At 68.7% G+C, this 13,117-nt stretch carries 15 protein-coding genes; 11 read left to right on the top strand and 4 right to left on the bottom strand.

Features of this window, described 5'->3' with window-relative positions; all coding sequences use genetic code 11:
* Positions 1–132 precede the first annotated feature (132 nt).
* On the top strand, positions 133–1,119 hold the full coding sequence (locus V6M45_RS11760; protein WP_332656639.1) for a TraB/GumN family protein: 987 nt from the start codon (positions 133–135) through the stop codon (positions 1,117–1,119).
* On the opposite strand, the gene tldD is transcribed toward V6M45_RS11760, so the two are convergent.
* The 4 genes from tldD to V6M45_RS11740 are packed head-to-tail and all read right to left on the bottom strand — an operon-like array spanning position 1,116 to position 4,319.
* Positions 1,116–2,546 (bottom strand): metalloprotease TldD, encoded by a 1,431-nt coding sequence (tldD, locus tag V6M45_RS11755; RefSeq protein ID WP_332656638.1) that lies wholly within the window; start codon positions 2,544–2,546, stop codon positions 1,116–1,118. The two genes, V6M45_RS11760 and tldD, sit on opposite strands and share 4 nt — an antisense overlap.
* A 52-nt stretch (positions 2,547–2,598) precedes the next feature.
* Complete coding sequence (locus tag V6M45_RS11750; protein WP_332656637.1) at positions 2,599–3,348, bottom strand: GIN domain-containing protein; 750 nt, start codon at positions 3,346–3,348, stop codon at positions 2,599–2,601.
* Positions 3,349–3,360: 12 nt separating this feature from the next.
* Positions 3,361–3,933: a DUF1700 domain-containing protein gene (locus V6M45_RS11745; protein ID WP_332656636.1), complete on the bottom strand. Its 573-nt coding sequence runs from the start codon at positions 3,931–3,933 to the stop codon at positions 3,361–3,363.
* Positions 3,930–4,319 (bottom strand): PadR family transcriptional regulator, encoded by a 390-nt coding sequence (locus V6M45_RS11740; RefSeq protein WP_332656679.1) that lies wholly within the window; start codon positions 4,317–4,319, stop codon positions 3,930–3,932. Before V6M45_RS11740 ends, V6M45_RS11745 begins: the two co-directional genes overlap by 4 nt.
* A gap of 240 nt (positions 4,320–4,559) precedes the next feature.
* Here V6M45_RS11740 and coxB point away from each other — a divergent pair, with 240 nt between their 5' ends.
* The 10 genes from coxB (at position 4,560) to V6M45_RS11690 (ending at position 13,087) form a co-directional block, all read left to right on the top strand.
* A complete protein-coding gene (gene coxB, locus V6M45_RS11735; RefSeq protein ID WP_442880585.1) occupies positions 4,560–5,558 on the top strand; it encodes a cytochrome c oxidase subunit II in 999 nt (332 codons plus the stop codon).
* A gap of 24 nt (positions 5,559–5,582) precedes the next feature.
* Positions 5,583–7,247 (top strand): cytochrome c oxidase subunit I, encoded by a 1,665-nt coding sequence (gene ctaD / locus V6M45_RS11730; protein ID WP_332656635.1) that lies wholly within the window; start codon positions 5,583–5,585, stop codon positions 7,245–7,247.
* Positions 7,248–7,363: 116 nt separating this feature from the next.
* Positions 7,364–8,329 (top strand): heme o synthase, encoded by a 966-nt coding sequence (locus V6M45_RS11725; RefSeq protein ID WP_332656634.1) that lies wholly within the window; start codon positions 7,364–7,366, stop codon positions 8,327–8,329.
* A gap of 5 nt (positions 8,330–8,334) precedes the next feature.
* Complete coding sequence (locus V6M45_RS11720; protein WP_332656632.1) at positions 8,335–8,514, top strand: hypothetical protein; 180 nt, start codon at positions 8,335–8,337, stop codon at positions 8,512–8,514.
* Positions 8,515–8,524: 10 nt separating this feature from the next.
* Positions 8,525–9,088, top strand: coding sequence for a cytochrome c oxidase assembly protein (locus tag V6M45_RS11715; RefSeq protein ID WP_332656630.1), 564 nt, complete (start codon positions 8,525–8,527; stop codon positions 9,086–9,088).
* 51 nt (positions 9,089–9,139) lie between these two features.
* On the top strand, positions 9,140–10,048 hold the full coding sequence (locus V6M45_RS11710) for a cytochrome c oxidase subunit 3 (RefSeq protein WP_332656628.1): 909 nt from the start codon (positions 9,140–9,142) through the stop codon (positions 10,046–10,048).
* Between the two features lie 24 nt (positions 10,049–10,072).
* Complete coding sequence (locus V6M45_RS11705; protein ID WP_332656626.1) at positions 10,073–10,459, top strand: DUF983 domain-containing protein; 387 nt, start codon at positions 10,073–10,075, stop codon at positions 10,457–10,459.
* Positions 10,449–11,210: an SURF1 family protein gene (locus V6M45_RS11700; RefSeq protein ID WP_332656624.1), complete on the top strand. Its 762-nt coding sequence runs from the start codon at positions 10,449–10,451 to the stop codon at positions 11,208–11,210. The genes V6M45_RS11705 and V6M45_RS11700 overlap by 11 nt, the downstream gene beginning before the upstream one ends.
* A gap of 50 nt (positions 11,211–11,260) precedes the next feature.
* Entirely contained in the window at positions 11,261–12,472 is a 1,212-nt protein-coding gene (locus V6M45_RS11695; protein WP_332656622.1) for a M16 family metallopeptidase, read from the top strand.
* 24 nt (positions 12,473–12,496) lie between these two features.
* Entirely contained in the window at positions 12,497–13,087 is a 591-nt protein-coding gene (locus V6M45_RS11690) for a GNAT family N-acetyltransferase (protein WP_332656620.1), read from the top strand.
* Positions 13,088–13,117 lie beyond the last annotated feature (30 nt).

Here is a 13,117-nt window from a genome sequence, read left to right as displayed (position 1 = left end):
GTTCCGTCGCAGACATCTCCAGTTACAAGATGGCAAGGTGGATTAAAAAGCTGACAGCATTACAGAATTGTCATGCTGATGGTCTTATCAAGGCGTCCTTTTAGCTCTCTATATTTCCGGTGACATGTAATCGTGAGATCAGCGGTAGTTCTGATTATCTGCCTTTGCCTGCTGGCGGCCACGCCCTCTCCGGCCCGCGCCCAGACGCCCGGTGAGACGGAAACCACCACGGTCGAGGAGGTGGTGGTGCTGGCCCGGCGGTCGGGCGCGCCCATGTGGACGGTGACCAGGGGCGACAGCACCCTGATCCTGGTGGGAGCCATCACGGGCATTCCGCGGGACCTGCAGTGGCGGCCGGACGACCTCGAGGCCGCGGCGGTCCGCTCGAACCTGATCCTGACGCCCCAGGTCGGCCGCGCCTCCTTCACCGACGTGTTTCGCGTCATCTGGCGCATCCGCACCATCGCCCGCATGCCTCCGGGCCAGACCAGCGCCGACTGGCTGACGCCGGAGTGGCAGGCGCGGCTGGAGGCGGTGATGGCCGGCGAGCGGAATCAGGACTGGCGGACGAAGAGTTTGCTGATCCTCGGTTTCGACCTGATGCAGGACAAGGCCGGCTATACCGGTCGTCGGGGCGGGGACGACGCCATGGACGTGATCCGCGGGGCGGCGCGTCGGGCCCGGGTTGAGACGCGGCCGGTCGGGACGGTGCGCGGCGACGAAATGATCGACAGCCTGATCGAGGCGCCGCAGTCGGCGCACGTCCCCTGCGTCGAGGCGGCCATAGCCGCGGCGGAGCGGGGGCCGGACGCGGCGCGCGAACGGGCCGAGGACTGGCGCGCCCGGCGGGTGGCCGAGGTGGTCGGCTCTCCGATCGACCTCGCCCTGAGCCAGTGCTGGCCATGGGGTGACCCGGAGATCGCGCCGCAGCTTCACCAGCAATGGGCGGCGGCGATCGGGACGGCGCTGATTTCCCCGGGGGTCACCATGGGCGTGGCTCCGATCCGGCTGCTGGCGGAAGAAGGCGGCGTGCTGGACGGACTGGAGGCGCGTGGTTTCGAGGTGGTCGGCCCGGAATGGAAGGCTGAACCAGCGCCGCCGACCGACGTCGGCCCCTAGACCGCCGTGCCGCCGACGGTCAGGCCGCCGATCTTCAGGCTGGGCTGGCCGATGCCGACGGGGACGCCCTGGCCGGCCTTGCCGCAGACGCCGACGCCCGGGTCGAAGGCGAAGTCGTCGCCGATCATCTGGACCCTCTGCAGTGCTGTGGCCCCGTCGCCGATCAGGGTCGCGCCGCGCACGGGGGCGGTGATCCTGCCGTCCTCGATCAGATAGGCCTCGGTGCATTGGAAAACGAATTTGCCGTTGGTGATGTCCACCTGGCCGCCCCCGAAATTGGCCGCATAGAGGCCCCGTTTCGTCGAGGCGATCATGTCGGCCTGACGGTCCTTGCCGCCTTCCATGAAGGTGTTGGTCATTCGCGGCATCGGCATATGGGCGAAGGACTGGCGCCGTCCGTTGCCGGTGGCGCGCGCCCCGAGCTGACGCGCCGACAGCCGGTCGTGCATCAGCCCGACCATGATGCCGTCCTCGATCAGCACGGTGCGCGAGGTCGGGGTGCCCTCGTCGTCGATCGACAGCGAGCCGCGACGGCCGGCGATGGAGCCGTCGTCGACCACGGTGACGCCGGGCGCGGCGACGCGCTGGCCCATCTTGCCGGAGAAGACCGAGGAGCCCTTGCGATGGAAGTCGCCCTCGAAGCCGTGGCCGATGGCTTCGTGCAGCAGGACGCCGGGCCAGCCGGCGCCGAGGACCACATCCATCTCGCCGGCCGGGCAGTCGACGGCCTCCAGATTGACCAGGGCCTGGCGCAGGGCCTCGTCGACCTGTCGCTGCCAGCGCTCGGGCGCGATCCAGGTCTCGAAGCCGGCGCGGCCGCCGGCGCCGGAGGAGGCGCTCTCGCGGCGGCCATCCTTCTCGACGGTGACGGAGACGTTGAGGCGGACCAGCGGGCGCAGGTCGGAGACGCGGCGGCCGTCGCCGCGGAGAATCTCGATATGACGGCGCTCGCCGACCAGCGACGCCGAGACCTGCACGACGCGCGGATCGCGGGCCCGGGCCCAGGCGTCGATCTCGCTGAGCAAGGCGATCTTGTCGGAGAAGGCCGGCGAGGCCAGCGGGTCTACCGCGTCGTAGAGCTTCTGATTGGTGGCGCGGGGGGCGTCGGCCACTGTCCCCGCGTGGCCGGCCTTGGCCAGGGCGGCGCTGTCGGCGGCGCGGCGAATGGCGGGGCCGCTGATTTCGTTGGCGTGAGCATAGCCGGCGGTCTCGCCCGCCACGACCCGCAGGCCGAAGCCTTCTGCGGCGTCCCAGGCTGACGATTTCAGCCGGCCGTCGTCGAAGACCAGCGATTCCGACTCGGAGCGCTCGAGGAACAGCTCGCCGTCGTCAGCGCCGGCCAGGGCGTCCTGAAGGATAGAAAGGGCCTCGTCTGCGCCGACGTCGGCGGAATCGAGGATGGCGGGCGGCGTCGCGTGCAGGGTCATGCCGCTCAGATAGGGTGTGAGGCCGGCGAAGTCACCGGCCTCACGCCTGTGGTCAGCGCTGGTTGACGTCGCCCGAGCCCGACACGTTCTGGGTCACGCTGGCCGGACGGCGCGTCAGATCGACGTCACCAGAGCCGGAGATGGTGATCCGGGCGGCGCCCGTCGGGCCGACGGCCGCCTCTCCGGACCCGGAGATCTCGATGTCGGCGTCCCGGGTCTCGAGGTCCGAGAGATCGGCCTCGCCCGAGCCGTGGATGTCCAGTTCGACCGTTTCCGTGCGACCGGAGGCGTTCACATCCCCCGAGCCCGTGATGCGGATCAACAGGTCGGGCTGGTCATAGTCGCGAATATTCAGCTCGCCGGAACTGGACAGACCGAAGGACCTGACCGAAGGAGCGGTGACCGTGATTTGCAGCCGGTCCTGGTTGTGCCAGCCGAACACCACGACTTCGGTGTCGTCATCGTCATTGAAGGTCAGTCGGCCGCCGCGGAGGCGCAGGCCTTCGACCTGGTCGCGGGGGCCGACGATCTCGACCGAGGCCGCGTCGCCCTGGATGTAGGTGACGTCGGCGTTGACGTCGATGTCCAGACGGTCGCTGCCGTCCCAGGCGAGGGTGCGGTTGACGCGGGGGCCGTTGTCGGCCCGCTGGAACCGGATTGTCTCGTCATGCCCGCTCTCGCGGAAGGTCCAGCTCCAGCCGTGTCGGGCCAGGTCGTTGCCGCCGAGAGCGGCGGCCCCGCCCAGGGCCGCGGCGCAGAGTACGAGGCTGGCGCCGGTGATGATCAGAAGGGTGCGGATCATGCGGATCTCTCCTCAGGCCTGGGCTTGGGGTTCAAGGGCCGGCTTCAGCAGCCGGTAGTGCAGGCGGGCGTACCAGACGGTCGCATTGACCAGCAGGATGGTCGCGACCGCCGTCAGCGCTCCGATCGCGGTGGCTCCGGCCATCAGGCCGAGGCCGCCGAGGATGGCCGCGAGCGGGCCCCCGGGAAAGCCGGCGAACGGACCGGCCACCATGACGGCGCCGCCGCCGATGAACAGGCCGATGGCGGCCATGAAGAAGCCGAACAGCGCGCCGATCACCCCCATCAGGATGGGCAGGAGAATCAGGATGTCGATCGCGCCCAGCCCCAGCACCGCGAACACGGCGGCGGCGGCGGCGGACGGGTTCTTTTCCTGGTCCCAGCGGCGGGCGCCGGCTTCGGCGCGCAGTTCGCGGGCGAGGCGGTCGGGGTCGCCGAGCGCCGCGGCGACCTCGGCCTCGGTGCGGCCGGCGGCGGCGCCGTCCTCGAAATGCATTTCGTAGTCCGAAGCGATCTCGGCGGCGGCGGCCGTCGGCATGCCGACGAGGCCTCGCCTCAGCCGGCCCATGAATTCGGCGCGGGTCATTGTTCAGCTCCCCTTTCAGCAGATTGGTCGGTGTCGGCGGCGACAGCCGGCGGAGCCGGTTCGGCGTCGGCAGTCATGACCTTCTCGACGGCGTTGACGAAGGCGCGCCATTCGGAGGTCTGGGCCTCCAGGGCGCGCCGCCCGGCGTCGGTCAGGCGATAGTATTTGCGCGACGGGCCGGAGGACGATTCGACCAGATAGGTCTCGACCTGGCCGTCGGACTGCATCCGCCGCATCAGCGGGTAGATGGTCCCCTCGCCCATGTCGATCGCGTCCGACAGGGTCGAGGCGATCTCATAGGCATAGCGTTCGCGGCGATTGAGAAGGGCGAGCACACACAGCGTGAGCACCCCCTTCTTCAGCTGGATTTCAATGGTTTCAGGCACCTCGGCGTCTCCCTTGATGACGAAGAGGTATCGCAAGGTATCTTGCGGCGCAAGGTAGCTGGCGAAACATGACAGCGATTTAATCGACGCGTCGAGCGAGGCTGCGGCGTCCAATCGCTTGGCAAGTGAGGGGGAGGGCGATATGGACCGGCCAAGTATCGCCGCGGGCCGTCGCCCCGGCGCCTGCTTGCGATCTACTCGCAAGCGCTCGCGACAGAACGGTTTATGAGGATGTCTCGCATGGGGATGGGCACTCGGGCCCGGGGTCTGATCAGCAGCGGCATGGCCGCCCTGACCCTGGCTCTTCTCGCCGCACCGGCGGCGGCGCAGGAATTGGTGGGACAGCCGACCGACGGCGCCCTCGGGCTTCAGCCCGCCGCCTCGCCGCTCAAGGTCGAGGCGCATTTCTTCCACGACGCCATCCTGATGCCGATCATCACCTTCATCTGCCTGCTGGTGCTGGGCCTGCTGGTGTGGATCGTCGTCCGCTACAACAAGAAGTCCAACCCGGTCCCGGCCCGGTGGAGCCACAACACCCTGATCGAGGTGATCTGGACGGTCGTGCCGGTCCTGATTCTCGTCTTCATCTCGCTGTTCTCGTTCCGCCTGCTGTTCGCCTATCACGACATGCCGGAGCCGGACCTGACCGTGAAGGTCACCGGCAACCAGTGGAATTGGGCCTATGAATATCCTGACCAGGGCGTGGCGGAGTACATCTCCAACATGCTGCCGGAAGAGGAGATCGCCCAGCGCGGCATGCCGCACAGCCTGTATCGCCTGGCGGCAGACGAGCCGATGGTGGTTCCGGTCGGCGCCAATGTCCGCCTGCTGATCACCGCCGCCGACGTCATCCACGCCGTTGCCATGCCGGCCTTCGGCCTGAAGACCGACGCCGTCCCGGGCCGGGTCAATGAGACCTGGTTCCGCGCCGAACGTCCGGGCGTCTACTACGGTCAGTGCTCGGAACTGTGCGGCGTCGACCACGCCTTCATGCCGATCCAGATCAACGTCGTCCCGCGCGCCGAGTTCGCGGCCTGGGTCGCCTCCAAGGGCGGCTCCATGACCCCGCGCACGGCGGAACAGGCCCCCGGCGGCACCGCCGCCCAGGTCGCAGCCGGGACCACCGGCGCGGTCGCCGCGACCACCGTCTCCTCGGATGCTGCGGCGCCCGCCGCCGCCGCTCCGGCCGGCGCCGCCGCCGACCTTCCCGTTCCCGCCGCCGCTCCGGCCGCCCAATAACGATACGCGAGAGCCCCAAAGACCATGGCCACCGCAGCTGCGAACCTCGCCCACGACCACGACGGGCATCATGACCACAAGCCGGGATTCTTCACCCGCTGGTTCCTGTCGACCAATCACAAGGACATCGGCACCCTCTATCTGATCTTCGCCATCATGGCCGGGATCGTGGGCGGCGCCCTGTCCGGGCTGATCCGCTGGGAACTGGCCCAGCCCGGCATGCAGGTGTTCATCGCCGGCGGTCTGGTCGAACAGCTCGGCCTCGTCGAGGCGACCAAGCACGGCTATAACGTCACCGTCACGGCCCACGCCCTGATCATGATCTTCTTCATGGTCATGCCGGCGATGATCGGCGGCTTCGGCAACTGGTTCGTGCCGATCATGATCGGCGCGCCGGACATGGCCTTCCCGCGGATGAACAACATCTCGTTCTGGCTGCTGGTGGCCGCCTGGATCCTGCTGTGCCTGTCGATGTTCGTCGACGGCGGCCCGGGCAAGGGCTTCGGCGGCGGCTGGACGGCCTATCCGCCGCTGTCGACCATGGGTCACACCGGTCCGGCCTTCGACCTCGCGATCTTCTCGCTGCACGTCGCGGGCGCCTCGTCGATCCTCGGCGCCATCAACTTCATCACCACCATCTTCAACATGCGCGCGCCGGGCATGACCCTGCACCGGATGCCGCTGTTCGCCTGGTCGGTGCTGATCACCGCCTTCCTGCTGCTGCTGTCGCTGCCGGTTCTCGCCGGCGCCATCACCATGCTGCTGGCCGACCGCAACTTCGGCACCAGCTTCTTCGATCCCGCCGGCGGCGGCGATCCGGTGATGTACCAGCACCTGTTCTGGTTCTTCGGACACCCCGAGGTCTACATCCTGATCCTGCCGGGCTTCGGCATGATCTCGCACATCGTCTCGACCTTCTCGAAGAAGCCCATCTTCGGCTACCTCGCCATGGCCTACGCCATGGTGGCCATCGGCTTCGTCGGCTTCATCGTCTGGGCCCACCACATGTTCACGGTCGGCATGAGCGTGAACCTGCGGGCCTATTTCGTCGCCGCCACCATGATCATCGCGGTGCCGACGGGTGTGAAGATCTTCAGCTGGATCGCCACGATGTGGGGCGGTTCGATCAGCTTCAAGACGCCGATGCTGTGGGCGATGGGCTTCATCTTCCTGTTCACCGTCGGCGGCGTCACGGGCGTGGTTCTGGCCAACGCCGGCATCGATTACAGCCTGCACGACACCTACTATGTGGTGGCGCACTTCCACTATGTGCTGTCGCTGGGCGCCGTCTTCGCCATCTTCGCCGGCTTCTACTACTGGTTCGAGAAGATGTTCGGCGTGAAGTACAACGAGTTCCTCGGCGCGACCCATTTCTGGATCATGTTCGTCGGCGTGAACCTGGTGTTCTTCCCGCAGCACTTCCTCGGCCTGCAGGGCATGCCGCGCCGCTACGTCGACTATGCTGACGGCTATGCGCTGTGGAACCAGGTGTCGTCGTGGGGCTATGTGGTCACCATCGTCGGCGTCGGGGTCTTCCTGATCATGCTGATCGAGGCCGCGATCCGGCGTCGCCCGGCGGAAGCCAACCCGTGGGGCGAAGGCGCCACGACGCTGGAGTGGACCCTGTCCTCGCCGCCCCCGCACCACCAGTTCAACGAACTGCCGGTGGTCAAGAGCGACGAACACTAGGACGACCGGCCCCGGCCGGAACGACATACGGGGGCCGCTCTTTCAGACGAAAGGGCGGCCTTCGGACTTCTTGAGGCGCCCGGTGCGCTTCGCGCTCCCGAGCGCGGAAGGGATTCATGACCAAGCCCGCCGTCCAGACGATCTCCACGGCCCAGCCGGAAGACTTCTTCCAGCTGCTGAAGCCGCGCGTGATGTCGCTGGTGATCTTCACCGCGGTCACCGGCCTGGTGGTGGCGCGCGGCGACATCGACGGGCTCACGGCCGCCATCGCCATCCTGTGCATCGCCGTCGGCGCGGGCGCGGCGGGGGCGTTGAACATGGCGCTGGAGGGCGAGACCGACGCCCTGATGCGCCGCACCCGCGGCCGGCCGGTGGCGGCGGGCCGGGTCAACAAGAACGATGCGATGACCTTCGGGGTCATCCTGTCGATCTTCTCGGTGATGCTGCTGGGCATGGCGACCAACTGGCTGGCCGGCTGCCTGCTGGCGCTGACCATCGTCTACTACGCCGGCTTCTACACCCTGCTGCTGAAGCGCCGGACGCCCCAGAACATCGTCATCGGCGGGGCCGCGGGAGCCTTCCCGCCGGTCATCGGCTGGGCCGCGGCCACAGGCGCGGCGCCGTGGCAGGCCTGGCTGCTGTTCCTGATCATCTTCCTGTGGACCCCGCCGCACAGCTGGGCCCTGGCCCTGTATTCGGCGGGCGACTACGCCCGGGCCGGCATTCCCATGATGCCGGTGGCGCGCGGGGCGAAATCGACCCGCCTGCAGATCCTGCTCTACAGCCTCGTCTTCGTGCCCGTGGCCATCGCGCCCGGCCTGACCGGCATGGGCGGGCTCATCTATCTGACGGTGTCGATCGCCGGCGGCGTCGGCTTCCTGTTCCTGGCCGTCCGCCTGTGGCGCTCGCGGGCGGGCGATCAGCCCGACAAGGCCGAGGCCGTGGGGCGAGAGGCCGCATTGTATGATGTCCGCGCCGAGGCCAAACCGGCCCGGAACCTGTTCGCCTTCTCGATCCTGTATCTGATGGCCCTGTTCGCGGCCCTGCTGGTCGAGAGCATGACCCCGTTGATGAGGCTTTAGCCGCCATGCGTCTGACCCCCGAAGAGCTCGCCGCCCGCAAGAGGCGCAATCTCGCCCTCGCCGGGGCGCTGGTCGCCTTCATCGTGCTGGTGTTCGCGACCACGGTGCTGCGCATGAAGAACAACATGGACCAGCGGCAGGCGGCCGTGGCCGCGGCGGGCCAGCCGGTCGCGCAGGGCGGGTGAGGGCGGCGCGATGAACCGCAAGAACCTGATCGCCATCGCCTGCGTCTTCGCCGTCATGGGCATGACCGGCGCCGCCTTCGCCGCCGTTCCCCTGTACCGGATGTTCTGCGCCGTGACCGGCTTCGACGGCACGGTGAAGCGGGCCGAGGTCGCGCCCGACACGGTGCTGGACGAGACCGTGCTGATCCGCTTCGACACCAATGTCCGCGGCCTGCCGATGGAGTTCCGGGCCGAGCAGATCAGCCAGCGGGTTCGCATCGGCGAGACCGGCATGGCCTTCTTCGACGTGACCAACACCTCGGACCAGCCGATCCACGCCACGGCGGCCTATAATGTCGTGCCGGAACGGGCCGGGCCCTATTTCCAGAAGCTGCAGTGCTTCTGCTTCGAAGGGCAGGTCATCGCCCCCGGCCAGACGATGAAATTCCCCGTCCAGTATTTCGTCGCGCCCGAGATCGCCACCGACCGCGAGAGCCGCGGCGTGCGCGAGATCACCCTCAGCTACACCTTCTACCCCACCAAGGGGGCCGATCCGGCCGCAATCGCAACGCCTGCCACTGGCGCGGCCGGATAGCGGGCGCTATAGCCTCCTCCACACGACTCTCGACCGTTGCAAGAGACCCAGATGGCCGACGCCCACGCTGTTCCGCATCACGACTATCACCTGGTGAATCCCAGCCCGTGGCCGCTGGTGTCATCCATCGCCGTCGTGGTGATGATGATCGGCGCCGTGGTGTGGATGAAGGGCCTGGTCCCCGCCGATTCCGGACCGCTGGCCTCGGCCCTGCTGTCCGACGGCAAGCCGGCGCTGTTCTTCGCCGGCCTGGCGGGCGTGCTGGTGTCGATGTTCGGCTGGTGGGCCGACGTGATCAAGGAAAGCCGCGCCGGCGATCACACCCCGGTCGTCTCCATCGGCCTGCGCTACGGCATGATCCTGTTCATCGCCTCCGAGGTGATGTTCTTCGCCGCCTTCTTCTGGATGTTCTTCGAGATGGCGATCTTCAACGAGGCGCGCGCCCACGTTCCGGAGATCGGCAACTGGGCCGAGACGGCCGCGGCCTGGTCGACCTGGCCGCCCAAGGGCATCGAGGTTCTGGACGCCTGGCAACTGCCGCTGCTGAACACCGTCATCCTGCTGCTGTCGGGCACGACGGTGACCTGGGCCCACCACGCCCTGCAGGTCGGCGACCGCAAGGCCGCCAAGATCGGTCTCGCCATCACCATCGCCCTCGGCGTCCTGTTCACCGCGGTGCAGGCCTATGAGTACCAGCACATCCTGCACGAAAACCTGTTCTTCAACGAAGAGGCGCTGAACTCGGGCCTGTACGGTTCGATCTTCTTCATGGCGACCGGCTTCCACGGCTTCCACGTCCTGATCGGCACCATCTTCCTGACCGTCTGCCTGCTGCGCCTTCTGGCCGGCCAGATGAGCCCCGAGAAGCATTTCGGCTTCGAGGCGGCGGCCTGGTACTGGCATTTCGTGGACGTGGTGTGGCTGTTCCTGTTCGCCTTCGTCTACGTCACCTTCGGGTGACCCTGGCCCTGGCCGGGGTGACGAATGATCACTGACAACCAGAATGCGGCTCCGGCGCGGATCAACCCGATCCGCGCCGGTCTGCTTTGTCGCTGCCCGAACTGCGGCAAGGGCCCGCTCTACGCCGGCTTCCTCAAGGTCGTCGAACGGTGCGCCGTATGCGGCTTCGACTTCACCCGGCTGAACACTGGCGACGGAGCGGCGGTCTTCGTGATGCAGATCGCCGGCGCGCCCGTGGTGTTCGGGGCCCTGTACGTCCAGATCGCCTTCAACCCGCCGATCTGGCTGATGCTCGCCGTGGCCCTGCCTCTGGTGCTCGGCCTGTCGCTGGGCCTGATGCGGCCGGGCAAGGGCGTGATGGTCGCGCTGCAGATGCGCAACAAGGCGGGACAGTCGCGCCATGAAGGCTGACGCAGCGCGGGCCCGCTTTCCCTGGGGGCTGACCAGCGCCTCGGCCCTGCTGCTCGCCCTGCTGCTCTTCCTCGGCGCATGGCAGGTGCAGCGGCTGCAGTGGAAAGAGGGGCTGATCGCCCAGGCCGAAGCGGCCGCCAAGGCCGCGCCGGCTGATCCGTCCATCGTCCTCGCGGCGAACAATCCCGAGTTCCGCAAGGCGGCTCTGGTCTGCCCGGGGCTGGCCACCGCGCCCTGGGTCGAGCTCCAGACCATTCACGAGGGCCAGCCGGGCGTCCGTCTGATCTCGGCGTGCCGCCATCCCGGCTATGACCGGACCCTGCTGGTCGACCGCGGCTTCGTCGCCGACGCCATCTCCGCCCGCCCCCCGATCTCGGTGTCGGAGGAGCCGGTCCGGCTGACCGTCGAAGTGCGCGAAACGCCCGCTCCGGGCCCCATGGCCCTGTCCGCCGAGAACCGGCGCTTCTACGCCCGCGACAACGCCGCCATGGCCCGGGTGCTCGGCGTCGAGGGACCGGTCTCGCCCTGGACCCTGTTCGCCCTCGGCTCCTCGAATCCCGAGTGGGTGGCCCTTCAGCCGTCGGCGCCGCCGGCGGCGTTCAACAACAACCATCTCGGCTACGCCATCACCTGGTTCGGACTGGCGCTGGCCCTGGCGGCTTTCTATATCGCCCTGCTCCGCCGAAAGCTGAACCCGCCGTCCGTCGCCGCGCCCCGCAAGGGCGGGGACCGGGAAGAGAGACCCTCCTGACCGCCACCCTGCACACCCTGTCCAACGGCGTCCGCGTCGTTTGCGATCCGATGCCCGGCCTGCGCACCCTGGCCCTGACCGTCGCCGTGCGCGGCGGCGCCAAATGGGAGACCGAGGCGACCTCGGGTTGGTCCCACTGCCTCGAACATCTGGTCTTCAAGGGCGCGGGCGAAATGGGCGCCCGCGAGATCGTCGAGCGGATCGAGGCCGAGGGCGGCTCGCTGAACGCCTCGACCGGCTATGAGCGCACCAGTTTCGAGGTCCGCGCCCTGCACGGCTCCCTGCCGCTGGCCATGCAGATCCTGTCGGACCTGGTGTTTCGCCCGACCCTCGACCCGGACGAGATCGAGCGCGAGAAGGACGTGGTGGCGCAGGAGATCGCCGAGGCCTTCGACACCCCCGACGACCACGTCTTCGAAATGGCCCAGACCCGCGCCTTCGAGGGCCAGCCGCTGGGCCGTCCCATCCTCGGCTCGGTCAAGAGTCTGAAGCCAATCACACGGGCCTCCATCGGCGAGTGGCGGGCCCGGTTGTATTCGCCCGACCGCATGGTCGTGGCCGCGGCGGGCGCGGTGGACGAGGCCGAGCTGCTGGCGTTGGCGGAACGCTGGTTCGGCGGCGAGGCGGCGACGCCCGCGCCGGTCCCCGACGCGCCGCGCTTCACCGGCGGCGACGCGGCCCTGTCGCGCCGGATCGAACAGGCCAACATCGTCTTCCAGTTGCCGGCCCCCTCGGCGGCCGATCCGTCCTATGCGGCGGCCCGGCTGATGACCGAAATCCTCGGCGGCGGCATGGCCTCGCGCCTGTTCCAGAGCGCGCGCGAGGAGCGCGGCCTGGCCTACGCCATCGACGCCTATCACGAGCCCTATGAGGACGCGGGCATCCTCGGCATCTACGCTGGCGCCGCGGCCGATCGCGCGGAGGAGCTGGCGCGGGTCTGCGCCGCCGAAATCCGGGCGCTTGCCGAGAGCGGACCGACCGCGGCCGAGCTGGCGCGCGCCAAGGCGGTCATGAACGCGGGCTTGTGGATGTCGGACGAGAGCCCGGCGGCCCGCGCCGGCAGGGCCGCGGCCCAGGTGCTGATCTTCGGCGCTCCGATCGCCTCCCAGACGATGGCGGACCGGACCCTCGCCCAGACCGTCGACCATGTCCGGGCGGCGGCCGCGGCGGCGTTGTCGGCCGGCCGTGCGGCGACCGCCGTTCTGGGCCCGAAAGCCGCGGCCCCGGCGGGCGCCGCCTTCCGAGACGCCCTTTTCGGCTGACGATCCCGGGGTTAGTCTTCCGCCATGGCCCTGCTGGACTGGATCAACGACACGGCCGGTCCGGTGGTGAAAGGCGACGGCGTGACCCTGCGCCCGCCCCGCGCCGCGGACCACGAGGCCTGGGCGGCGCTGCGCCAGCGGTCCCATGCCTATCTGCAGCCGTGGGAACCGACCTGGCCCGAGGATGACCTGACCCGGCCCGCCTTCAGGCGACGCCTGTCGATCTACACCCGCGAGATGGAGGCCGGGAACGCCTGGCCCTTCTTCATTTTCGCCGACGCCGATCAGGCGCTGGTCGGGGCGATCACCCTGTCGAACGTGCGGCGCGGCGTCGCCGAGTCGGGGACGCTGGGCTACTGGATCGGCCAGCCGTTCGCCGGGCAGGGGCACGCGACCGCGGCGGTCCGGGCCATGGTGGCCCACGCCTTCGACGAGCTGAAGCTGCACCGGGTCGAAGCCGCCTGCGTGCCGGCCAATCTGGCCTCGCGCCGGGTGCTCGAAAAGTCCGGCTTCGTGCTCGAGGGACAGGCGCGGGCTTATCTCAAAATTAACGGCGCTTGGGCAGATCATCTGCTGTTCGGTATCGTCAACGACGCCGTCGGACGCGGCGGCTGACCAGGGGTGATCCCTGGGGCCGTCTTCTCG

The sequence above is a fragment of the Brevundimonas sp. genome, assembly GCF_036676055.1.
Classification (GTDB): Bacteria; Pseudomonadota; Alphaproteobacteria; order Caulobacterales; family Caulobacteraceae; genus Brevundimonas.
The sequence above is the reverse complement of the archived record's forward strand: the minus strand, read 5'-3'. Positions and strand labels throughout refer to the sequence as shown.

Bases quoted from the DNA above. Each gene is read 5' to 3' on its own strand.
- tldD (WP_332656638.1), bottom strand. From the start codon at position 2,546: ATGACCCTGCACGCGACGCCGCCCGCCATCCTCGATTCCGCCGACGTC.
- V6M45_RS11750 (WP_332656637.1), bottom strand. From the start codon at position 3,348: ATGATCCGCACCCTTCTGATCATCACCGGCGCCAGCCTCGTACTCTGC.
- V6M45_RS11745 (WP_332656636.1), bottom strand. From the start codon at position 3,933: ATGACCCGCGCCGAATTCATGGGCCGGCTGAGGCGAGGCCTCGTCGGC.
- coxB (WP_442880585.1), top strand. From the start codon at position 4,560: ATGGGGATGGGCACTCGGGCCCGGGGTCTGATCAGCAGCGGCATGGCC.
- ctaD (WP_332656635.1), top strand. From the start codon at position 5,583: ATGGCCACCGCAGCTGCGAACCTCGCCCACGACCACGACGGGCATCAT.
- V6M45_RS11725 (WP_332656634.1), top strand. From the start codon at position 7,364: ATGACCAAGCCCGCCGTCCAGACGATCTCCACGGCCCAGCCGGAAGAC.
- V6M45_RS11720 (WP_332656632.1), top strand. From the start codon at position 8,335: ATGCGTCTGACCCCCGAAGAGCTCGCCGCCCGCAAGAGGCGCAATCTC.
- V6M45_RS11715 (WP_332656630.1), top strand. From the start codon at position 8,525: ATGAACCGCAAGAACCTGATCGCCATCGCCTGCGTCTTCGCCGTCATG.
- V6M45_RS11710 (WP_332656628.1), top strand. From the start codon at position 9,140: ATGGCCGACGCCCACGCTGTTCCGCATCACGACTATCACCTGGTGAAT.
- V6M45_RS11705 (WP_332656626.1), top strand. From the start codon at position 10,073: ATGATCACTGACAACCAGAATGCGGCTCCGGCGCGGATCAACCCGATC.
- V6M45_RS11700 (WP_332656624.1), top strand. From the start codon at position 10,449: ATGAAGGCTGACGCAGCGCGGGCCCGCTTTCCCTGGGGGCTGACCAGC.
- V6M45_RS11695 (WP_332656622.1), top strand. From the start codon at position 11,261: ATGCCCGGCCTGCGCACCCTGGCCCTGACCGTCGCCGTGCGCGGCGGC.
- V6M45_RS11690 (WP_332656620.1), top strand. From the start codon at position 12,497: ATGGCCCTGCTGGACTGGATCAACGACACGGCCGGTCCGGTGGTGAAA.